The sequence below is a fragment of the Holophaga foetida DSM 6591 genome (genome assembly GCF_000242615.2).
Lineage (GTDB): Bacteria > Acidobacteriota > Holophagae > Holophagales > Holophagaceae > Holophaga > Holophaga foetida.
On record NZ_KI912269.1, the window covers coordinates 121,680 to 143,087 of the forward strand.

General features: G+C 64.5%; 15 protein-coding genes. 4 read left to right on the forward strand and 11 right to left on the reverse strand.

Features of this window, described 5'->3' with window-relative positions:
• Positions 1-380: 380 nt before the first annotated feature.
• The 7 genes from HOLFODRAFT_RS23500 to HOLFODRAFT_RS0216050 all read right to left on the reverse strand — a co-directional run bounded on the left by HOLFODRAFT_RS23500 (position 381) and on the right by HOLFODRAFT_RS0216050 (position 6,065).
• Positions 381-1,886, reverse strand: a complete 1,506-nt coding sequence (locus tag HOLFODRAFT_RS23500) for a two-component system sensor histidine kinase NtrB (protein ID WP_005033903.1) — start codon at positions 1,884-1,886, stop codon at positions 381-383.
• A 79-nt stretch (positions 1,887-1,965) separates the two neighbouring features.
• Positions 1,966-2,631 (reverse strand): DUF1638 domain-containing protein, encoded by a 666-nt coding sequence (locus HOLFODRAFT_RS0216025; RefSeq protein WP_005033906.1) that lies wholly within the window; start codon positions 2,629-2,631, stop codon positions 1,966-1,968.
• Entirely contained in the window at positions 2,628-3,497 is an 870-nt protein-coding gene (locus tag HOLFODRAFT_RS21835; protein WP_005033908.1) for a homocysteine S-methyltransferase family protein, read from the reverse strand. The genes HOLFODRAFT_RS0216025 and HOLFODRAFT_RS21835 overlap by 4 nt, the downstream gene beginning before the upstream one ends.
• A 110-nt stretch (positions 3,498-3,607) precedes the next feature.
• Positions 3,608-4,189, reverse strand: a complete 582-nt coding sequence (locus HOLFODRAFT_RS0216035) for a pentapeptide repeat-containing protein (protein ID WP_005033910.1) — start codon at positions 4,187-4,189, stop codon at positions 3,608-3,610.
• Positions 4,190-4,246: 57 nt separating this feature from the next.
• A complete protein-coding gene (locus HOLFODRAFT_RS0216040) occupies positions 4,247-4,618 on the reverse strand; it encodes a hypothetical protein (protein WP_005033913.1) in 372 nt (123 codons plus the stop codon).
• On the reverse strand, positions 4,615-5,598 hold the full coding sequence (gene rsmH, locus HOLFODRAFT_RS0216045) for a 16S rRNA (cytosine(1402)-N(4))-methyltransferase RsmH (protein ID WP_005033915.1): 984 nt from the start codon (positions 5,596-5,598) through the stop codon (positions 4,615-4,617). The genes HOLFODRAFT_RS0216040 and rsmH overlap by 4 nt, the downstream gene beginning before the upstream one ends.
• Before the next feature lie 2 nt (positions 5,599-5,600).
• Positions 5,601-6,065, reverse strand: a complete 465-nt coding sequence (locus HOLFODRAFT_RS0216050) for a division/cell wall cluster transcriptional repressor MraZ (RefSeq protein ID WP_005033916.1) — start codon at positions 6,063-6,065, stop codon at positions 5,601-5,603.
• Positions 6,066-6,296: 231 nt separating this feature from the next.
• Here HOLFODRAFT_RS0216050 and HOLFODRAFT_RS0216055 point away from each other — a divergent pair, with 231 nt between their 5' ends.
• The 3 genes from HOLFODRAFT_RS0216055 to glgP all read left to right on the forward strand — a co-directional run bounded on the left by HOLFODRAFT_RS0216055 (position 6,297) and on the right by glgP (position 14,143).
• Positions 6,297-7,622, forward strand: a complete 1,326-nt coding sequence (locus HOLFODRAFT_RS0216055; RefSeq protein WP_005033918.1) for a sensor histidine kinase — start codon at positions 6,297-6,299, stop codon at positions 7,620-7,622.
• A 7-nt stretch (positions 7,623-7,629) separates the two neighbouring features.
• On the forward strand, positions 7,630-11,931 hold the full coding sequence (locus HOLFODRAFT_RS0216060; RefSeq protein WP_005033920.1) for an amylo-alpha-1,6-glucosidase: 4,302 nt from the start codon (positions 7,630-7,632) through the stop codon (positions 11,929-11,931).
• 88 nt (positions 11,932-12,019) lie between these two features.
• Positions 12,020-14,143, forward strand: coding sequence for an alpha-glucan family phosphorylase (gene glgP, locus HOLFODRAFT_RS0216065; protein ID WP_005033922.1), 2,124 nt, complete (start codon positions 12,020-12,022; stop codon positions 14,141-14,143).
• Between the two features lie 7 nt (positions 14,144-14,150).
• On the opposite strand, the gene HOLFODRAFT_RS0216070 is transcribed toward glgP, so the two are convergent.
• The 4 genes from HOLFODRAFT_RS0216070 to HOLFODRAFT_RS0216085 form a co-directional block, all read right to left on the reverse strand.
• Positions 14,151-14,672, reverse strand: a complete 522-nt coding sequence (locus HOLFODRAFT_RS0216070; RefSeq protein ID WP_005033924.1) for a PAS domain S-box protein — start codon at positions 14,670-14,672, stop codon at positions 14,151-14,153.
• Between the two features lie 43 nt (positions 14,673-14,715).
• Positions 14,716-16,602: a molecular chaperone HtpG gene (htpG, locus tag HOLFODRAFT_RS0216075; RefSeq protein ID WP_005033926.1), complete on the reverse strand. Its 1,887-nt coding sequence runs from the start codon at positions 16,600-16,602 to the stop codon at positions 14,716-14,718.
• 85 nt (positions 16,603-16,687) lie between these two features.
• Positions 16,688-16,966, reverse strand: coding sequence for a hypothetical protein (locus HOLFODRAFT_RS0216080; protein WP_005033928.1), 279 nt, complete (start codon positions 16,964-16,966; stop codon positions 16,688-16,690).
• A 315-nt stretch (positions 16,967-17,281) separates the two neighbouring features.
• Complete coding sequence (locus HOLFODRAFT_RS0216085; RefSeq protein WP_005033930.1) at positions 17,282-19,357, reverse strand: FUSC family protein; 2,076 nt, start codon at positions 19,355-19,357, stop codon at positions 17,282-17,284.
• A 207-nt stretch (positions 19,358-19,564) separates the two neighbouring features.
• On the opposite strand from HOLFODRAFT_RS0216085, the gene HOLFODRAFT_RS0216090 reads away from it, so the two are divergent.
• Positions 19,565-21,322, forward strand: a complete 1,758-nt coding sequence (locus HOLFODRAFT_RS0216090) for a 30S ribosomal protein S1 (protein ID WP_005033932.1) — start codon at positions 19,565-19,567, stop codon at positions 21,320-21,322.
• Positions 21,323-21,408 lie beyond the last annotated feature (86 nt).

Genomic DNA, 21,408 nt, shown 5'->3' on the forward strand with positions numbered 1-21,408 from the left:
ATAGCCCTCGCCCAACTCCCCCGCCGCTCCGGGCTTGTTCAACACCGCATTTCATCGGTGGGGGCTCCGTCTACCTGAGGCAGCCTCGCCCACGCCCCACCGACGAAATGCTCACTGTTCACGTGCCTTCGCCGCCTGTCCCTCCCGGAACGCGTGCGGCTTTGCCGCGCGCCCCCGCGGAGCGGGGCGGCCTGAGTGTCCAGCCCGGTGGAGCGATATGGCACTGGCTGGCTTTCACATTCACCCTGGGGCAAAGCCATGGTCCGTTGGTAAGCCCTTGGTGAATTCTTGGTGTCTTCGTGCTTGGTGGTGGAAGTGGCTTTTGAAGCTTTACGATTGATGGCAAACGGGTATTACATCGTAATACGCTTGTCATCCGATTACTGCGAGACCCTGTTCCCAGCCACAGGGAGAAGCACCTGGACCAGGGTGCCCCTGTCCAGCTCGCTGTCCAGGAGAACCGCCCCCTGGTGCCCGCGGATGATGCCCATGGCGGCCGGCAGCCCCAGCCCCCGTCCGAAGAATTTGGTGGTGAAGAAGGGATCTAGGAGGCGGTTCTGGATCTCCGGGCTCATCCCGCAACCCGTATCCTCCACCTCCAGCAGGACGTACCAGCCCTCCCGGGGCGTGGCCTCGATGAGACTCTTCGCCAGATCGTCACCTCTGAGGTAGCGCTCGTAGCAACGCACGTTCACGACCCCGGACTGGGCGCCGATCGCCTCCACAGCGTTGGTCACGAGGGTGAGGGCGATCTGGAGGAGCTGGGAAGCGTCCCCCATCACCGGACGAAGGCGCTTCCGTCCCTCCAGGATGAGCCGGACCTGGGGGGGAACCACCTCCCTCAGAAGGGACTCGTTCTCCTCCAGAAGAGAGCTCAGCTCCACAGGCTTGGAGCACGCAGGACGGGTACCGGAACAGGCCAGCATCTGCCCTGTCAACCGGGTGGCCTTCTGGGCGGCGGCCATGCATCGCTCGATGGACCCTCGGCAGGGAGAGTCCTGGGGAAGCTGGAGCGTCAGCAGGTCAAGGTTTCCGACCATGGCCATCAGGAGGTTGTTGAAGTCGTGGGCAACCCCTCCCGCAAGGACACCGAGGCTCTCCAGCTTCTCCGACTGCATCAGACGCCTTTCCAGTTCAAGGCGACTGTGCTCGATCTGCTTACGCTCAGTGATGTCCGTAACGAAGACCTCCAAATGCGAGGGCTTTCCCTGCTCATCCAGGACCCCCTGGCCCTGTTCCCAGACCCACCTGCTTGTCCCATCCGCACACAGGATCGGGTACTCGGACTGGAAGGCGGTCCCGAGCATCAGAGCCTCCCTCCATTGAGCCCGGAGGGGCTCCCTGAAATCCGGGTGGGCCAGCTCGCCGAAACACTGATCCGAGGCGCCCACCCAGTCCCTTGGAAGATAGCCGGTGAGTTCCTGGAAGCGGCCATCAAGGTGCTCCAGGCGCCAGATCAGGTCCAGGTGGCACCGGTAGGCGAAACCCGGCAACTGCCCCACCAGAGTGCGGAGGCGAGTCAGCTCCTCCAGGTGGCGCCCCCGGGGATGGGAGACATGGAGATGCTGGGCACGGAAGCGCCCATCCATCCAGGAAAGGACCGCTGTCAGCCGCAGGAGGCGCTCCCTCCCCCTGGGAGTCCAGTTCTCCTTAAGGGTGCACAGCCCCCGAACCACGGCGGCCTGATCAGAGATCTGGGTCACATCGAGATGGTCGTGATCCAGGGAGACTGGGGAAGCGGAATGCCCCACCGGACAGCCCCACTCGCCCATGGGGGCATGGTCCACGAAATCCCACCCATCCTCGGGATCCCTCCTGGAGAGATAGCCGTGGATGAAGTGGCCGAACCACCTGCGGATCTCCTGATCAGTCCACGTGTTACCCATGTTCACCCGCTGGGGGTTGGAAGTCTGGGTAGATTATGCAGCGGTGATCGACCGGAAACAATTATATTTTCAAATCAAGTCACTGGGAGGCTTTGTAGATATGCTCCAGCAGGACCGTCTCTCGGGGCCCCACGGTGACGAACTCCTCGTCCCAGGGACCGGTCAGCAGTTTCTTGATATAGCGCAGCGAGCCGGGGATCACCTGCTGCTCAAGTTTCAGATCCTGGGCCACCACCTGGGTCTGACCCAGGAACTCCGGCATATCGTAGGCCCCGGTCTCGATAAGACCCAGGTATCGGTAATGCTGGAGCATGACCTTGAAGGCCCGGTCGGCCCTCCCCTGCCCCATCCGCTCCACCGCCTCCCGGTATTCGGCCCAGATGTTCTTTTCGTACTTGAGCCACCCCTTGGTGAGGAAATAGGTGGCGCCATCCTGGGAGATCTCCTTGCGCTTCCGGTCGGAGCCGAGCATCAGGGTGATGCAGTCATCAGCCCGGGGAAAGACCATGCGGTAGTCCCCGGGTGTGACGCCGACAAAGCAGTTGCCGCAGATGCCGAAGGCCATGAGCACCAGGTCCACATCCGTGAGCCTGCTCAGCTCCTCCTGGATCCGCTTCTTCAGGCCACCGGGCTCCAGGTGCAGGCCGGATTCGATCCAGACCACGGGGTAGGTGCAGCCCACCTCCCCCATGGCCATGCGCAGTTCGTCCTGGATGGTCTGGCAGGCGACAATGACAGTCTTCATGCCTGGAAGCGCTCCGACAGGGCCTTGATGTAGGCAGGGCCGCTGCCGCAGCAGGAGCCCAACACCTGGGCCCCCAGCTCCACAAAGCTGGCGGCGGTTTCGGCAAAGTCCCGGGGCGTCACATCGTAGACGGTCTTGCCATCCACCACCCGGGGAAGCCCGGCGTTAGGCTTGGCGATCAGGACCGCTTCTGGGGCGCCTTCCTTCATCTGGCGCAGGGCGTTCGGCACCATCTCCAAGCCCTCGCCACAGTTCAGGCCGATGGCGGCAAGCCCCATGGGCCAGAGCTGCTGGGCCGCCATCTTGGCCCGAACCCCCATCATGGTGCGGGCATTCGCGTCGAAACTCATGGTGCAGAAGACCGGCAGGCCCGTGGTCAGGGCACCCTGGATCGCAGCCTTGATCTCGCTGAGTTCGGACATCGTCTCGATCCAAAGCAGGTCAACGCCGCCTTCGGCCAGGGCCGCAGCCTGCTCGGTGTAGACCTCCAGGGCCTCCTCGGCGCTCATGGGGCCGTAGGGCTTCAGCAGGGCACCGGTGGGTCCCATGTCGCCTGCCACATAGGCGCGGTCCCCCGCCGCCTCGCGCGCAAGGCGGGCCCCGGCCATGTTCAGTTCCCGCACCCGATCCCCCAGGCCGTGGCGAGCCAGGGTGGTGCGGTTTCCGCCGAAGGTGTTGGTCAGGAAGATGTTGGAACCGGCATCGATATACGCGCGGTAGAGGGCCAGGATCTCCTCAGGGCGCTCCACATTCCACAGCTCGGGGGCGCTGCCGGAAGGCAGTCCGGCGGCCATGAGCATGGTCCCCGTGGCGCCATCGGCGATCAACAGCTTTCCGGCTGCGAGGGCTTCCTTGATGTTCTCCATGGGGCTGCTCCTTCATGAGAATTGAGGCTCTGGCGCAAGCCAGAGCCTCAATTCTCATCTAGATGGGGCGGACTGGATAGCCCGATGAAGAGAACAGACAATGACCATGCCTAATAGACAACCTTGAGCCCCATGAGACCCGATAAATACGCAGCTTGGGACGGATCCACAATGGCTCCGCGAAGACTTTCGATGCCAACCCGCAGATCATCAATCTCAGAGCCCCGGAAGTCTGTTCCCTCCAGCTTTGCAAAGGACATCTGTGATTCTCTAAGGTTGCAGTTCTCAAAGACGACACCCCTTAGATCAGCGTCCTGGAAGTCGGCACCTCTCAAATTACAATTCACGAACCGGGACTTCTTGAACGCAGCCGAGCGGAAGTTGCTGAAGGATGCCTCACACGCCTGGAATACAGCCTCCTTCACATGCGCGCCCGATAGGTTCAAACCCGTGAGGCGACACTCATTGATTTTTATTTTATCAAGCCTAGCCCTCTCCCACGTAGCGTTGGCGACATCGCATTCATCCAGCTTCACCCTGGTCAGGTCAAGCCTCTGAAGACAGGTCCTCGCGAAGCTCGCCTTGATCAGATGACTCTTCGAGATGGTCACCATGGTCACGTGCTGATCAGAGAAGTCAGCCCCTGTGACGTCAATCGACTCGTAGGTTCCCTCAGATTCCAACCGATCCATCAACATCCCCCCGCTGAGATAGAAGGATAGGAAGAATCAGGTGTGCGCATCCCAGATCTACTCGTCCGAGAACACGGGCCGCAGCTTGGCCAGCTTCTGATCTTTGGGCGTGAAGCCGCGGTGGATCAGGTAGCTCTGTTTCCGGGGCATCATGCCCACCTTCTCGGCAAAGACCTGGATCTCCTCGTCCTTCTGGTAATGGGAACGCTCCAGCAGGAGGTTGCGCTGCAGTTCCTCCTGCTTCTTGATCTCGGCCCGCACCTCGCTCATGGCATAGCTCAAGCGGGTGTGCTGGATCTTGAGGTACGCCATGGAGGCCAGGGGCATGGCCACAGCCACCGCCAGGAGGAGCATGCGGAGCACGCCCTCCCCTTCCGGCTGGCGACTGGAGACGGAATAGCCCGGATGAACGTGCAGCTTGTTGTTCATGGCGTCCTCACAGATGCGGTTTCAGAAAGGCGCTCCGCGATCCGCAGGCGGGCGGATCGGGAGGGGGGATTGGCTTGCAGTTCAGCGTCACCGGCCTTCAGGCCATTGCCGTGGATCACCCGCACCTTCTCGGGTAGGACCTGGGGCGCGATGCGGCCTGGGCCGTCATAGACCCCCGCCAAGCGGCGGAAGGTGTGCTTGACGATGCGGTCTTCGAGGCTGTGGAAGGAGATGACCCCAAGGCGTCCGCCGGGGACCAGGGCTTCCACGGCCTGCTCGAGGGTGGCCTCCAGACGGCTCAGCTCGCCGTTCACGGCAATGCGGATCGCCTGGAAGGTACGGGTGGCGGGATCAATCTGCTTCTTCCGTTTGGCGATCTCCCGGGGGAGCACCTGGTAGATGGCCTGGGCCAGATCCAGGGTGGTGTGCAGGCGCCCCTCATTGAAGGCCCTGAGGATGGATCGAGCGATGGGCCGGGAGGCCCGCTCCTCGCCGTATTCATAAATGGCGTTGGCCAGGGTCTCATCGCTCTGCTCCGAGATCCACTGAAGGGCGGTCTCGCCGTGCTCGGGATCCATCCGCATATCCAGGGGACCCTCCTCCATGAAGCTGAAACCCCGGGCCGGGGTCTTCAGGTGGAGATTCGAAACGCCCAGATCCATGAGGATGGCGTCGAAGCCATTGGGAGCCTGAAGGGATCGCCAGGCCTCGAAGAGGGGATCCTCCCAGATCTCCTCGTGGGCCCCGGCCAGGATGCTGAAGCGGGCGTCCGAACCCAGGCGGGCCTGGGCCAGCTCCCGGGCGAAGGGGTCCCGATCCACACCGAGATAGCGCGTATCCGCATCACAACGGGCCAGGATGGCCTCGGCGTGCCCACCCAACCCGAGGGTCAGATCCAGAACCCGGCCCCCCGGGGGGACAGGCAGGGACTCTAGCACTTCGTGCAGCAGCACAGGAACATGGATGGGGGTCGGCGTCATGGTCAGATCCCCAGCTCAGCAAGCTGCGCGAAGTCGTCGGTGGTGAGGGGTTCGGCAGCCAGACGGCCCTGGAAGCGGGCGCGGCTCCAGATGGCCAGGTAGTCCATCTGTCCGAGAATGGCGACCTCGCCCGTGAGCTCGGCGGCCTCCCGGAGGATGCCGGGAATGACAAAGCGCCCCTGGGCATCGGGAGCCACTTCGCTGCCGAAGTAGGCCGTCACCTGGAGGAACTTCTGCTTGGCGGGGCTGGTGCTGGGGAGCTTGGCAAGGCGTTCCTCGATCTGTTCCCAGACGGGCATGGGGTAGAGGCGGGCGGATTGTCCATCGAAGGACGTGAGGTAGAAGGCGAAGGCTTCCCCACCCTCGCCCTTGGCGAAGGCCTCCAGATCGGCCTTGAAACCCGTGGGGAGCTTGAGACGGCCCTTTTCATCCACGGTGGCCGGGGAATTGCCGCGCAGTCGCAGCACCTCGGTGACCTTTCAAAAATCGGAAACGGAAAACCTCGTCACTTTGCCGACCACTTTGGTCCACTCAGCTCCAAAATTTGCCACTTGAATCCACTCACAAGTTTAGGAACCCTTCGTGAGACCACAAGTCAAAACAAAAGCGAAACAAGGGCGAATACTGTGTGAATTTACAGCCTCTTTCCTGGCTTTCGCCCGGCGATCCCGAAAGAATAGAGGAACCCAGGAGCCCTGATGCCCCGCACCCAGCACGAGCTTTCCCGCGCCCTCCCCAGCCCCTGGCTGGCCTTTCTCCTGGGGATTCTGGGCACGGGCCTGCTGGCCAAGGCGAGCGATCCCACCAATCAGGTCCTGGGCTGGCTCATGCTGCTGGGGGCCACCGGCTGGCTCTTTTGGGGTCAGCGGACATCCAGGATGCTCATCAAGCGGCTCCTGAGCGTCATCCCGGTGGAACGGAAGGATGAATCCCTTTTCCGGGAGGCTCCCAAGGTCTGGGCCGAACTGGAACGGGAGAACCGGGAGCTGCGGCTCCTGAACCTCCGGGAGGACCAGCTGCGGCGCACCATCCTGGCCAACCTGAAGGCCGGGGTGGTGGTGCTGGACAGCAACCGGGAAGTGCGCCTCTCCAACCGGGCCGCCCAGTCCCTCCTGGGCTCCTCCAGCCTCATCACCCTCGGCTCCCCCCTGGTGGGGGTCTTCCGGGAGCCCCTATGCCTTTCGAACCTCGCCAGGGCCTTCGCCGGTGAGGGAGCGGAGTGGGATCTGAAACGGAATCCCAAGATCCTCCGGGTCCGGGCCTTCCCCATTGACCTGGATCCGGGCGAGACCTACGGGGTGCTGGTGACCCTGGACGACATCACCCGCCAGGAGGCCCTCGAGACCACGCGGCAGAAGTTCATCTCCAATGCCAGCCACGAGTTGAAGACCCCGGCCACCAGCATCCGCATCGCCGCCGAGAACCTCCTGGAGGGTAATCTGGTGATCCCGGAGGGCGAGACGAGCCTGCGAATCATCATCCGCTCTGTGGAGCGCATGGCCATGCTCCTCAATGACATCTCTGAGCTTTCCCAGATCGAGACCGGCGCCACGGCCCTGGAACCGGCTCCCATCCTCCTGGGGGGATTCCTGGAAGGTGTGCTGGAGGATGTCTCCTCCCAGGCCCAGGCCCGCCAGATCCGCCTCACCAGCCATCTGGAGGAGGGCCTGGAGGAGACGACCCTCATCACCGACCCCCATCGCCTCCACCAGCTCCTGGACAACCTCCTGAACAACGCCATCAAGTTCAGCCCAGAACAGGCTGAGGTGAAGCTTCTGGGCGCCCGGGACGGGGAGTGGGTCAGCCTTTCGGTGGTGGACCAGGGACCGGGCATCGCCGAAACAGAACAGAGCCGGATCTTCGAGCGATTCTACCGCTCCCCCCTCACCCGGGGGGTGCCGGGCACGGGCCTGGGCCTGGCCATCGTCAAGCACCTGGCCTCCCTCATGGGGGGCGAGATCTCCCTGAAGAGTTCCCTGGGTGCCGGTGCCACATTCACCCTGAGGCTCCCCCTGGCCGAATAGGAATCCTATGGAATCCTTCACAATGCTTCCGGAGCCGGGCGGTCGCTGCGTCCATTATGTGGGCGACCGGGTCCGCTTCACCCTCAAGCGGCCCTCCTACGCCAAGGAGGGCTGGAAGGGCCTCCTGCGCACGAACCTGACCCGGGGCGCCAAGGCCCGGGAGGAGGTCGTGGCCCTGGCGGGCACCCGTCCCAGCGATGGGCACACCTTCGCCGGCGCCTCCTGGCGGGACATCCCCCTGAACCCGGTCACCGGCGCCTGGGAACTGGACATGCCCCTCTCCGAGGTGGGCTACTTCCGGGCCAAGGCCTACGCCGTGGACCCCTTCGGCAACCAGTACTGGCCCGATGGACCCGATCTCGGCATCTCCGTGTTACCGGACCACCTTCGCACCGGCAATACCGTCTACTGCGCCTTCCCCAGGATGTTCGGTCCGGACGCGAGCCTGGAGCCCTTCATGGAGGAGGGGGTGCGCCAGCTGGACGACCGGGCCTTCACCGTCATCCCCCCCAGCGGCACCATGCGGAGCCTCATCCGGCAGATCCCCCACATCGTGGAAACCCTGGGCTGCCGGATCCTCCACCTCCTCCCCCTGGGGCCCGTCCCCACCACGTACGCCCGCATGGGGCGATTCGGAAGCCCCTACGCCCAGCTGGACCTGACCGCCATCGATCCGGCCCTGGTCGAGTTCGACCGCCGCACCACCGCCGAGGACCAGTTCCGGGAGCTGGCCTACGCCACCCACCTCCGGGGGGCCCTGGTCTTCCTGGACATCGTGGTGAACCATACGGGATGGGGCAGCCGCCTCATGGGCGAACGCCCCGAGTGGTTCCATCGCAACCCCGATGGCAGCTTCCACAGCCCCGGTGCCTGGGGCACCACCTGGGAGGATCTGGTGGAGCTGGACAACCATCAGCCCCAGCTCTGGGAGACGGTGGCGGACGCCCTCCTGGTCTGGTGCCGCCGGGGCGTGGACGGCTTCCGCTGCGACGCGGGCTACATGGTGCCCCTCCCGGCCTGGCAGTACATCATCGCGCGGGTGCGCCAGGAATACCCGGACTGCACCTTCCTGCTGGAAGGCCTCGGGGGCGCCTGGGAGGCCACGGAGACCCTGCTCTCCGAGGGCGGGATGCAGTGGGCCTACTCGGAGCTCTTCCAGAACTTCCAGCCCCAGGAGGTTTCGAGCTACCTGGACCACTGCTTCCGGCAGGGGGAGCGCCTGGGCCCCCTGGTCCACTACAGCGAAACCCACGACAACGACCGCCTGGCCAAGAAGGGGAAGGCCTGGTCCCTCTTCCGGAACCGCCTTTGCGCCCTCACCAGCCTCAGCGGGGCCTTTGCCTTCACCGCCGGAGTTGAGTGGCTGGCCACGGAGAAGATTGATGTCCACGGGACCCGGAGCCTCAACTGGAGCGCCTCCCCCAACCTCCTGCCGGAACTCTCCCGCCTCAATCACCTCTTGGCGGAACACCCCTGCTTCTTCGATGGGGCAGCGCTGGAGCGACTCAGCCCTGCGGACTCCCCGGTGCTGGCCCTGGGGCGGGTCTCCCAGGACGGCCAGGACCGCTGCCTTGTGCTCCTCAATCTGGACCAGGAATCCCCCCGCAGCCTCCTGCTGGAGCCCGCCCGCTGGCAGGCATTCGGGGATCCCAGAGTCGACCTCCTGGGACAGCCTCCCCCGGAGATCCAGACCACGGAGAACGGTGTGGCCATCACCCTGGAACCCGCCGGAGCCCACTGCCTTTCGCATCTTCCGGAGCCCAGGGGCCTGGCGGGGACCCGCTACCGAACCCGCCGAGCCCAGGCGGCCTGGGCGTACCAGCAACTTGCGAAGGCTTGGCCCGCCGAGGATCTGGGCCCGGCCTCCTGGCGGGATCTGGGCGCCTGGGTGGGCCGGGATCCCGCAGGCTTCCTGGGGGCCCTGGTCAACCTGAAGACCTCGGATGCCCGCCACGACCTCCTCACCTCCCTGGAGGAGGCCCGGGCCAGGAATGGCTATGCACCAATCATCCAGTGGGATCGGGCGGACATCCGCCGGATCACCCCGGTTCCCGGACACCATTGGCTCCTGGTCCGTGATACAGCCCCCTTCGCAGCAACCCTCCACCGGAATGGATCCCGGGATCTCCACCTCCGTTCCATCCCCGTGGACGGAGGACAGATGGTGGTCTTCCCTCCCGAAGCCCTGAAGGCCCGGGGAAGCACCTCCGAGGACGCCGAACTGCTCATGGAGCGGTTCACCGAGGAGGGACGCCAGGCCAGGGGCGGCCTGCGCCTGTGCGCTCCAGAGCCCCAGTTCCACGGGGGAACGCCCCAGAGCCTGGCCCTCCTCACCAACGGCCGGGGGGCCATGGCCAGGCTCCACGCCAACCTGGGAGCCGTCACCTCCAAGTACGACTGCCTCCTGGGGGCCAATCTCCACCCGGACAACCCCTGCGACCGCCACATCCTGTCCAAGCGGCTGCGGGCCTGGGTCAACGCCGATGGCTTCATCACGGCCCTGGACCACACCAACCTCCACAGCTTCGACCCCGGTCCTCCCGCCCGCTGGGTCTTTCTCGCCCACGCCGGGGATGGCCGGATCGCCGAGATCCATCTCTGCGCGGACCTGCTGCCGGAGCGCAACACCGTGGCCTTCCACCTCCTCCGCCCGGACACCCTCCCGGCTTCCGGCGATCCCCTCCCCTCCCGCTGCGAGGTCACCCTCATCCTGCGGGTGGATCTGGAGGACCGCGGCTTCCATGGCGAAACCAGGGGTGGTCACGATGCGGAGCGGTTCTTCGACGAGGCCACAGCCCCCTTCGAAGACCGCCGGGGCTTCCTCTTCCGCCCGGGACCGGACCGGCACCTGAGCGTCCGCTGCGAGGGAGGCCGCTACCACGACTCCCCGGAGTGGTGCTGGAACATCCCCCACCCGGTCGAGGGCAGCCGGGGCATGACTGCCTCCGGAGATGCCTGGAGCCCTGGATGGTTCGAGGTGCCCCTGTCCCCCGGCGGCAGCACCACCCTCATACTGGACGCGGAGGGAAGCCCTCCCGATCCGGCCCTGCTCCGCAACCTGCCCCTGGTCCCCGCCCGGATGCTGGCCCTGGATCTGCGCCCCGGACTGCGGGGCGAGGACTCGCTGGGGCGCCAGCTCCTGCGGGCATCCTCCGCCTTCCTGGCCCGCCGGGGCAAGGGCACCACGGTCATCGCGGGCTACCCCTGGTTCCTCGACTGGGGCCGGGACACCCTCATCGCCGTCCGGGGCCTCCTGGCGGGGGGATTCCACGACGAGGTGCGGGAGATCCTCCTCACCTATGCCCGCCTGGAGGAGGGGGGCACCCTGCCCAACATGCTTTCGGCGGACTCCACCGCCAACCGCGACACCTCGGACGCCCCCCTCTGGTTCGGCCTAGCCTGCGAGGAGGCGGCGGCGGCGCTCGGGGACGAGATCTACGGCGAGGACGTGGGGGGACGCACCCTGGCCCAGGTCCTGGGCTCCATCGGCGCGGGCTATCTGGGGGGAACCCGGAACGGGATCCGCGTGGACAGCGCCTCGGGGCTGGTCTGGAGCCCATCCCACTTCACCTGGATGGACACCAACTTCCCGGCGGCCACCCCCCGGGAGGGCTATCCCATCGAAATCCAGGCCCTCTGGATCCGGCTCCTGGAGCAGTTGGACCGCCTGAAGGTCCCGGGCCGGGCCTGGGACCAGGTCGCCCGGAAGGCCCTGAATTCCCTGGACCGTTTCTGGAGCCCGGAACTGGGATGCTTCTCCGATCTCCTGACGGCCCAGGGCCAGCCCGACGGCCTGGTGCGCCCCAACCAGCTCTTCCTGGTGAGCCTGGGGATCCTGGGGGGGCCGAAGGCCCGCGCCGCCGTCATGACCTGCGCCAAGCACCTGCTGATCCCCGGGGGGATGCGTAGCCTGGCTCCCCTGCCCACCACCCACCCCCTGTCCGTTGAGGGTCCCGGCGGCGAACCTCTCAACGATCCCTGGCACCCCTACTGGGGTCACTACGAGGGGGACGAGGATACCCGGCGCAAGCCCGCCTACCACAACGGCACCGCCTGGGTCTGGCCCCTGGCCACCTTCTGCGAGGCCATGGCCCGGGCCTGGGACTTCGCACCGAGGGCCGTGGCTGCAGCCCGGGGCTACCTGGGGACCTGCGATCGGCTGATGGCCGAGGGCTGCTCTGGCCATCTGCCGGAGATCCTGGACGGCGATGCCCCCCATGCCCCCCGGGGCTGCGACGCCCAGGCATGGAGTGCGACCGAGACCCTGAGGGTCTGGATGCTACTGCACCAGGAGCCGTTCCTGGAATAATCCGTGAAATGCAGCATCGCCCGACCCGCCAGAGTGGTATAGACTCCTGATTCCAGACTTAACCCCAGCAACCTGAGGAGCGGATTCCATGGAAGTGCTCAAACAGAAGCTGCAGAACCTGACCCAGAACCTCTGGTGGACCTGGAGGCCGGAAGTCCGGGCCATCTTCCGGGACATCGACTACGACCTCTACCTTGAGGCTCACCGCAACCCGCTGCAGATCCTCAAACAGGTAGACGATGCTTTCCTGGACAGGCGAGCCGCTGAGGTGGACATCCAGATCCGCACAGATCGGGCCCTTCGGCAGCTTGAGGACTACCTCAACCCCGTCACCACCTGGGGCCTGGTCCACGCCGGCACCCTGAACAGCCGACCCGTGGCCTACTTCTGCATGGAATTCGGTCTCCACGAGTCCATCCCCATCTACTCAGGCGGCCTCGGCATCCTGGCGGGGGATCACATCAAAGGCGCCTCCAACCTGGGGGTCCCCTTGGTGGGGGTGGGGCTCCTCTACCACGAGGGCTACACCACCCAGCAACTGGATGCCAGCTTCTGGCAGCACGATGTCCGGGAGCCCGTGGACCTGGCCGACCTGCCTGTCTGGCCCGCCCTGACCCCAGACGGGGTACCCGCCCGGGTGAGCGTCGAGATGCCGGGGCGCACCGTCTGGGCCAAGGTTCTGGAGGCCCATGTGGGCCGCGTGAGGCTCATCCTCCTGGACAGCCGGGACGAGGCCAACACCGAAGAGGACAAGGGCATCACGGCCCGCCTCTATGGAGGCGACCTGCGGATGCGGATCCAGCAGGAACTCCTCCTGGGCGTCGGCGGGAGCCGGGCCCTGCGCGCCCTGGGCATCACCGCCAGCGTCTACCACCTCAACGAGGGACACAGCGCCTTCGCCATCCTGGAGCGGGCCCGGCACCGGGTCCAGCAGGATGGCCTGGATCCCCACCGGGCCCTCAAGGAAAGCGCCGCCGCCACGGTCTTCACCACCCACACCCCCGTGGAGGCGGGACACGACCGCTTCCCGGCGGATCTGGCAGGCCTTCACCTCAAGCCCCTGGCGGACGGCCTGAACATCTCCATCGAGGAGCTCCTGGGCTTCGGCCGGGTGAACCCCGGGGATCTGGGTTCACCCTTCCTGCCCACCGTCCTGGCCCTCAAGTGCTCGCGGCGGGCCAACGGCGTCAGTGCCCTCCACGGCGAGATCTCCCGCCAGATGTGGCACCACATGTGGCCCGAACGCACCGTGGACGAAGTCCCCATCGGCCACATCACCAATGGCGTCCATGTCCCCACCTGGCTCGCCCAGGAGATCAACCACCTCCTGGAGACCCACTTGGGCAACACCTGGATGGAGGCCATCGCCCGCCCGGACATGTGGACCAAGCTGGAGTACATGGACAGTGCGGAGTTCTGGGAGACCAAGCAGGTCCTCAAGGCCCGCACGATCCGCTTCATCCGGGAACGGGTGGCCAAGGTCAACGCCCGCATCGGCCTGCCCCCCATCGAGCCGCCCCCCCTAGATCCGGATGCCCTGACCATCGGCTTCGCCCGCCGCTTCGTCACCTACAAGCGGCCGGACCTGCTCTTCTCGGACCCGGATCGTCTCGACCGCCTGGTCAACAATCCCGAGCGGCCCGTGAACCTGGTCTTCGCTGGGCGCTCCCACCCGGCGGACGGCCCCGGCAAGGCCATCATCCAGCGGGTGGGCACTTTCCTGGACGACCCCCGCTTCCGCAACCGCATCGTCTTCGTGGAGAACTACAACATCCACGTGGGCCGGAACCTCTACCAGGGCGTGGACGCCTGGCTCAACAATCCCCGCCGCCCCCTGGAGGCCTGTGGCACCAGCGGCATGAAGGTGATCATGAACGGCGGCCTCCACATCTCCATCCTGGACGGATGGTGGGCCGAGGCCTACGACGGGGAGAACGGCTTTGCCATCGGCAACGGCGAGATACACGCCGACCAGGAGGTCCAGGACCAGCGGGATGCCGAGGCCCTCTTCCAGCTTCTGGAGAACGTCATCGTGCCCATGTACTACGACCGGGATGCCAATGGCGTCCCGAGACGCTGGCTCCAGCGCGTCAAGCGCTCCATGCGCACCCTGGCCTGGCGCTTCAGCGCGGACCGCATGGTGATGGACTACGTCCGGAACTGCTACCTTCCGGCAGCAACGGCCTCCAGCTGCCAGATGCCACCGCCCTGAGGGCGTTTCAGCCCTGAAGCAGAGCCTCCAAATCCTCTACCCGCACCGCTCCGCCCTGAGCCTCCTGGATCAGGGCGCGGAGCTTGGCCTCCCGCAGCATTGAGGCGGTGTGGAGATCCAGAGTCTGGTCCTCGGCCTTGCGGCGGCGACTGATGTCCATCACCAGAGCACAGGCGAGCTCCAGACCTTCCAGGGTCACATGCGAAACCCGAACCTCGGCGGGAAAGGAGCCCCCGGCCTTGGTGTGATGATCCAGCTCGAAACAGGCGGATTTCCGCCGACGCAGATCCTCAAAGAAATCCGGGTAGTCATCCTCTGAGAAGGACGGCACGATCAAGGCGATACCGCCTCCAAGCAATTCCTCGCGCGTGTATCCCAGGCACCGGCAGGCCTTGGCGTTGGCATAGACGATACGGCCATCAGCGTCGAGCCAGATGGCCATATCGGGAACCTCATCAAGGATCTGGAAGAACAGCGCCTCTGGATCGCGCAGGAAGGGCAGCCGATGGTAGCGAGGCATGTTAGGCATGTCCGCTCCATCGGCACCCGTTTCCCCAGGCTTGAAAGGCGAACTAGAACTTCTCCCCCACCAGCGCATTGATCCGCTTGATGAAGGCACTGGGATCCTCCAGCCTGGACCCCTCGGCGATCAGGGCCTCCTCGTAGAGCAGGCGGCCGAGATTCTCCACCCGTTCGTCACCAGCGTTCTGCTGGTGGAAGGCCTGAAGGGTCTTCACCAGGGGGTGCTCGGGGTTCAGCTCCAGGATGCGCTTGGAGGGTTCCTCGGTGGAACGCCCCATCTTCCGGAGCAGGCGTTCCAGGCTGGCCCCCATGGCGCCTTCGTCGGGCACCAGGCAGGCGGGGCTTCCCTTCAGGCGGCTGGAGAGGCGCACCTCCTTGACCTCCTGGATCCGGCCCTGCAGGGCCTCGAAGAGGGGCTTGAAGCCTTCGGTAGCAGCCTCCAGCCTGGCCTTCTCCTCGGGCTTCAGCTCGGGAACGCTCCGGTCCGCGGCCTTGAGGGGCTTGCCCTTGTAGTCCGGCAGACCTGGGAGCACGAACTCGTCGATGGGCTCCGTCAGCAGGAGCACATCCCAGTCCTTCTCCCGGTAGACCTCAAGACAGGGAGCGTTCGCCAAGGCCGAGCGCTGCTCACCCGCAAGGTAGAGGATCTCCTTCTGGTCCTCGGGCATGGCCTCCGCGTACTGGGCCAGGGTGGTGCGCTTTCCGGCTTCGGTCTTCACACTATGGAAGAGCAGCAGATCGGCGAGGGCCTCCCGGTTGTTCCAGTCCCGCCCCAGGCCCTCCTTCAGGAAGTTGCCCAGCTCGTCGTGGAAGACCAGGTAGTCATCGTAGGCACTGGTCTTGAGGTCTTCCAGAGCCTTGAGCACCTGCTTGACCAGGATCCTCTGGATCTTCTCCAGAAGGGGATTGTGCTGGAGCAGTTCCCGGGAGACGTTGAGGGGCAGATCGGCGCAGTCCACGACCCCGGTCACGAAGCGCAGGTAGGAGGGGAGCAGGGCCTCGCAGTGGTCCATGATCTGGACGCGGTTGACGTAGAGCTTGGGACCCGCCTTCACATCGCCGTACTGCAGGTCGAAGCTCTTGGTCTTGGGGATATAGAGCAGGGCCTTGAACTCCACCGTGCCCTCACCGGAGTAGTGGATGACCTTCAGTGGCTCGTCGAAGTTGCCGGAGATCTGCTGATAGAAGGCGTTGTGCTCGTCCTGGGTCACGTCCCCCTTGCTGCGCAGCCACAGGGCCTTGCGGGAGTTGATGACCTCCTCCTCGATGACCTTGGCATCACCCTCGCCGGACTTCTCCACGTCCATGACGACGGGATGCTCCACGAAGTCGGAGAACTGCTTGACGATCTGGCGCAGGCGCCAGGGATCCAGGAACTCCTTCTCCTCGTCCTTGATGTGGAGGGTGACATCGGTGCCGCGCCGGTCGCGCTCGGCGGGCTCCAGGGTGTACTCGCCCTGGCCGTCCGAAACCCACTTCACAGCACCGCTCTGCCCCGCCGCCCGGGAGACGACCGTCACCTGGTCCGCCACCATGAAGGCGGAGTAGAAACCCACCCCGAATTGGCCGATGAGTTCGGGACGGGTGGCGGCATCGGCCTGCTTCAGGTTCTCCAGGAAGGCCTTGGTGCCGGACTTCGCGATGGTCCCCAGATTCTCGATGATGGCGTCGTGATCCATGCCGACGCCGTTGTCGGACACCGTGAGCGTCCCGGCTTCCTTGTCAGCCACCAGCTTGATCTTCCAGTCCCGGTTGCCCTCCAGGAGCTGCTCGTTCTGGAGCGAGTTGAAGCGGATCTTGTCGATAGCATCGCAGGCGTTGCTGATGAGCTCCCGGAGGAAGACCTCGCGGTGGGAGTAGAGCGAATGGGTGATGAGGTTCAGAACTTGGCGCAGCTCGCTCTTGAACTCGAGTTTTTCTACAGCGGGTTGAGTCATGGTGGCGTTCTCCTACAGACGTATCCAGTAATACGTCGAGAAGGCCAGCCACGGCAAGCGATGACTGCCTGAAGGGGTGCAAAGGCTAGCCCATCACCCGGTATTTGCGTCCCTTGTTGTCCTTGGCTGCGCCCAGCAGGCCTTCTCCCCCGGCGCTTTCCCCCACGACGATGCCATCGATCACCGTCCCACGGTCCCCGTACAGCAGGAAGATGCATCGTTCGGTGTTCTTCTCCAGGTCCACCCCCAGCGAGCTGGCCCAGTCCCAGGAACTCATCGGGCTCCGCGTTCCCAGAATGGGAAGGGTGGACATGTCGTCCTGCTGGGCGGAGCTGCTCTCCTTGGTGCTCTCTTTGAGGCGCATCCACTCCCCCTGGAAGCATTCCCCATCGGGCGATGTGCAGCGGAGCACTCCCCTTCTGGATCTCATTTTCTGGGGGGAAGCGCCAACATCACACCTGAGCAGACGTGAACCCGAGAGTTCATACAGCCTCAACTCCCGGCGAACCTCCAACCCAGGCGACAGGCACCCCATCATCGGAACCAGAGCAAGGGCGAACAAGGAGCGGAGCCTCATGGGGTGAGGGTGGTGCAGAGTGGCTACCCCCACAAGCCCAAGGGGGCCATCGGCAACTTCAGCCCGCCCAATGGCAGAATGCCATGGGCGAACGACAAGGCATCAAACCTGTCGGCTGACCTCTCCCAAACGTTGGGCGGCCAGTTCAACCTGCACCAGCCTGGCCCTGATCTGGTCCATGGGCGAGCTCTCAGGATGGGCGATCTCCAGCGCAGGCAATCCCCCTTCCTCACCCTGAAGGCGCTTCACGACCTGATCCGCGGTGCGACGGGTCATGGCCGTGAGACTCTCGGCATCCAGATCCTCCCGGCGAAGCGCCAGCAGGCCATGGAGCGAAGCCAGCTGGGCCGCCATCAGATAGCTTGCGTTGATGAAGCTGTTGAGGGGCGCCAAACTGCGGCGTTGGCTCTCGGGTTCCCCGACCATGCGGGAGATGGACATGCCCAGGGCAGCGATGGCATCGATCAAGCGCTTGCGGGCCAGACGGTACCGCATCAGGTCATGCCAGGGAAAAAGAGTCTCCTGTGCATAGGCACCACTGGCTGCCATCACCTCGTTGGTCAGCCTCGGAATCCCCGAAGCCTCCCAGTTGGGCAGGATGAAACTGAAGCCCCAGGCCAGAGCCGCACCGATGACGGTATCCATGATCCGTTCCAGGGCGACGAAGCGGGATCCAGGCGTCAGGAAATGGATGAAGAGGAGTCCCATGACGCAGGCGGCGGTGGCTGAGTATCGATAGTTGACCACCACGAAGGAATGGGTGATGACCATGGACAGGAAGGCGACAGCGGCGAGCACGACCTGGTTGGGCGTCGCCCACAGAAGGATGGCCGTGAAAAGGCAGCCCAGGATGTTCCCCACGACGCGATCCCAGTGGCGCTGACGGGTCTGGCTATAGCTGGAGCGCATGACCACCGCGACAGTCAGCAGGATCCAATACCCCCTGGAGGCGTAGGGCAGGAAGAGGGCCACCAGGTAGCCGCACCCCATGGCCAGAGACAGGCGGATGGCGTAGCGGAGCACCTGGGAGCGGAGGGAGATGTGCCCGAGAATCGCCAGGGGGCTGAAGCGCGCACGGCTGAGGAAAGGCCGGACCACGGCATCCTGCAGCGCCTTCTCCGGACTGACCGGCGTCCTGGAGGCCCTCCGGATGACATCAATCTGGCGGAGGCAGGCCAGCAGCTTGTCGCGGCTCCCCATCGCAGCCCGCAGGGCCTGCTGCTTGGCAGCATCCCCCCCAGCAAATGCCGCAAAGGTATTCAGGGAATACTCCATGGCGATCAACTCGGCCTTGCAGGAGACGGTCCCCCGGGGCACACGCCCCCGCATCAGGCGCAGGCCGATGTTCTCCAGGTCCTGCCCCGCCTTGAGGGCCAGATCCCGGTAGAAGGTCAGGAGCTCAGAATCCGCGAAGTACTCCCGAAGGATTCCGTAATCCGTCTGACTTGACAGCATGAGTTCGAAAAGCTCCAGCAGCTCGCTGAGGGTGGCCGCCAGCATGCCGTCCCTGCTGGTGCGCATGGAACGGAAGACCAGGTCCCGGGCAACCTGGAGACGGTCCGCCACCACAGCCTTCTGCTCGATGACGGCCCGGTAGCCCTCGTCCATGGGGATCTGGGGATCGTAGCAATCCGCCTGACGTCTCAGATAGCCAGCCAGACTCTGGAGCAGTTCCCCAAGGGCCTGCTGGCGGGTCCGGTATTGAAGAAAACCCGCCACGATCAGGCTGTAGACCGCGTACAGTCCGCCGCCGATGGCGAAGAGGCGCGTCTGGTGAAGGGCCACCTCCCATCCATGGGCAGGAACCCCCATGCCCATGATCATGGAGAAGATCATGGAGAAGCTCAGGGGCAGCGTCTTCTTGCCGTACATGGTGATCATGGAGGCAAAGAAAGTGATGCCAAGGATGGCCAGCCCCTCCATCCAGGGCCCAGTGCGGCTGATGCCGATCAGGAACTGCACCAGGGTGGTGAGCGCCAGGGCCGCCAGGATCTCAAAGACCTTGTGCTGCTTGGGAGTGGGAACATCATTGATGCTGACGCAGGAGGCCCCGAGGGAGACTCCTGCGGCCACCGCCGGGCCGAAGAGGATGTAGCAGACCGCTCCCAGCCCGATGACCCCCGTGGCGACCGTCAGGCCGCTGAAGAAGTAATGGCTGTAGATATGGCGTTGAAACATGCGCGAGGACTCCGTTTTCACCGCTTCCAGTATGGCATCCAGGCGGTCACCCACCAGGAACAGCCTTTCAATCACGTCCCATTTTAGTTTTCCCCTTCAGTTTTCTTTGGATTTCAGTCGAAGCAGGGGGTAGTCTGATCGTTCTGCCGGACGCACGTGCCGGGAATCCAGCCCCCATGGAGAGGGGCAACTATAAGAGGTGGACGAATGTCCAAACTAAACAAAATTCTGGGCCTAGACAGCAAGCAGGTGGGCCGCATCAAGGTGCTGGACGCTGCTCTGCTGGAGGACGAGTCCTCCGAGACCCAGGAGTTCCTGGACGCCCTCCAAGGCGAGACCCGTGCCCTCCGCGAGGAGGAAGTGGTCAAGGGCGTCGTGGTCGAGATCCGTGGCAAGGATGTCATCGTCGACATCGGCTACAAGGGCTCGGGCACGGTGAACATCGACGAATTCAACAACCCTGACGGCAGCGTGGGTGTGGCCGTTGGTGATGTCGTCGAAGTCCTCGTCGAGCACCTGGAGGACGTCAACGGCAACGTGCGTCTCTCCCGTGAGCGCGCCGAGAAGATGAAGATCTGGGACGAGGTCGAAAAGGCCTTCCGTTCCAACATGACCGTTCACGGCGTTGTGCTGGAGAAGGTCAAGGGCGGTCTGGCTGTCGATATCGGCATCCGCGCCTTCCTCCCCGGCAGCCAGGTGGACGTCAAGCCCGTCCGCAACCTGGATCCCTACCTCGGCAAGTCCTATGACATGAAGGTCATCAAGGTCAACCGCCGCCGGGGCAACATCGTCCTCTCCCGCAAGCTCTTCATGGAGACCATCAACGCCTCCCTGAAGGAAGAGACCCTGGCTGGTCTCGAGGAAGGCAAGCTGGTCGAGGGAACCGTCAAGAACATCACCGAATACGGCGCCTTCATCGATCTGGGCGGCGTGGACGGCCTGCTGCACATCACCGACATGTCCTGGGGTCGCCTGAACCACCCCAGCGAGATGTTCCAGGTGGGCGACAAGGTCGAGGTGGCCATCCTCAAGTACGACAAGGACACCGAGCGCGTCTCCCTGGGTTACAAGCAGAAGTTTGCCGATCCCTGGCTGACCGTCGAAGAGCGCTTCCCCATGAACGCCAGCGTCAAGGGCAAGGTCGTCTCCATCACTGACTACGGCGCGTTCGTCGAGCTCGAGCCCGGCGTCGAAGGCCTGGTGCACGTCTCCGAAATGTCCTGGACCAAGAAGGTCAAGTCCGCCAAGGGCATGGTCAACCTGGGCGACATGGTGGAAGCCGTCATCCTCCAGGTGGATGTCGAGAGCCGCCGCATCAGCCTCGGCATGAAGCAGGTCACCCCCAATCCCTGGATGGAAGTGGCCGAGAAGTACAACATCGGCCAGATCGTCACCGGCACCGTGCGCAACATCACTGAGTTCGGCGCCTTCGTCGAGCTGGAAGAGGGCATCGACGGCCTGATCCACGTCTCCGACTTCAGCTGGACCAAGAAGATCAAGCACCCCGGCGAGGTTGTGAAGAAGGGTGATTCCGTCACCGCCAAGGTTCTGAACCTGGATCCCCTGAACCAGCGCATGAGCCTCGGCGTCAAGCAGATGGAGCCCAACGTCTGGGAGCAGTTCTTCGACGGCCATCGCGTGGGTGACACCGTCACCGGCAAGATCGCCCGCCTGACCGACTTCGGCGCCTTCGTCGACCTCGGCGATGGCATCGAGGGCCTGGTGCACGTCTCCGAGCTGTCCCGCAAGCGCGTCGAGGACATCCAGAAGGAGTTCACCACCGCCCAGGAGCTGACGATGAAGATCGTCAAGCTCGACCCCACCGAGCACCGCATCGGCCTCTCCGTGAAGCAGTACGAGACCGATCTCGAGAAGGGTGAGATGGACGAAGCCCGCGCCAAGATGGAGCCTTTCAAGAAGGCTACGCTGGCCGACGCCTTCGCCCAGGCGAAGCGCGAGGAGTAGTTTCCTCCAGCCCCACGAAAAGCCCCCGCAAGGGGGCTTTTTCGTGGGATAAATCATCCAAACAACACAAACTGCCACCGAATGTC

What these genes read in the sequence shown, in the direction of transcription:
- HOLFODRAFT_RS0216070 (WP_005033924.1), bottom strand. Translation starts at nt 14,672, where the DNA reads ATGCCTAACATGCCTCGCTACCATCGGCTGCCCTTCCTGCGCGATCCA.
- htpG (WP_005033926.1), bottom strand. Translation starts at nt 16,602, where the DNA reads ATGACTCAACCCGCTGTAGAAAAACTCGAGTTCAAGAGCGAGCTGCGC.
- HOLFODRAFT_RS0216060 (WP_005033920.1), top strand. Translation starts at nt 7,630, where the DNA reads ATGGAATCCTTCACAATGCTTCCGGAGCCGGGCGGTCGCTGCGTCCAT.
- rsmH (WP_005033915.1), bottom strand. Translation starts at nt 5,598, where the DNA reads ATGACGCCGACCCCCATCCATGTTCCTGTGCTGCTGCACGAAGTGCTA.
- glgP (WP_005033922.1), top strand. Translation starts at nt 12,020, where the DNA reads ATGGAAGTGCTCAAACAGAAGCTGCAGAACCTGACCCAGAACCTCTGG.
- HOLFODRAFT_RS0216085 (WP_005033930.1), bottom strand. Translation starts at nt 19,357, where the DNA reads ATGTTTCAACGCCATATCTACAGCCATTACTTCTTCAGCGGCCTGACG.
- HOLFODRAFT_RS0216040 (WP_005033913.1), bottom strand. Translation starts at nt 4,618, where the DNA reads ATGAACAACAAGCTGCACGTTCATCCGGGCTATTCCGTCTCCAGTCGC.
- HOLFODRAFT_RS23500 (WP_005033903.1), bottom strand. Translation starts at nt 1,886, where the DNA reads ATGGGTAACACGTGGACTGATCAGGAGATCCGCAGGTGGTTCGGCCAC.
- HOLFODRAFT_RS0216025 (WP_005033906.1), bottom strand. Translation starts at nt 2,631, where the DNA reads ATGAAGACTGTCATTGTCGCCTGCCAGACCATCCAGGACGAACTGCGC.
- HOLFODRAFT_RS0216080 (WP_005033928.1), bottom strand. Translation starts at nt 16,966, where the DNA reads ATGCGCCTCAAAGAGAGCACCAAGGAGAGCAGCTCCGCCCAGCAGGAC.
- HOLFODRAFT_RS21835 (WP_005033908.1), bottom strand. Translation starts at nt 3,497, where the DNA reads ATGGAGAACATCAAGGAAGCCCTCGCAGCCGGAAAGCTGTTGATCGCC.
- HOLFODRAFT_RS0216035 (WP_005033910.1), bottom strand. Translation starts at nt 4,189, where the DNA reads ATGGATCGGTTGGAATCTGAGGGAACCTACGAGTCGATTGACGTCACA.
- HOLFODRAFT_RS0216090 (WP_005033932.1), top strand. Translation starts at nt 19,565, where the DNA reads ATGTCCAAACTAAACAAAATTCTGGGCCTAGACAGCAAGCAGGTGGGC.
- HOLFODRAFT_RS0216055 (WP_005033918.1), top strand. Translation starts at nt 6,297, where the DNA reads ATGCCCCGCACCCAGCACGAGCTTTCCCGCGCCCTCCCCAGCCCCTGG.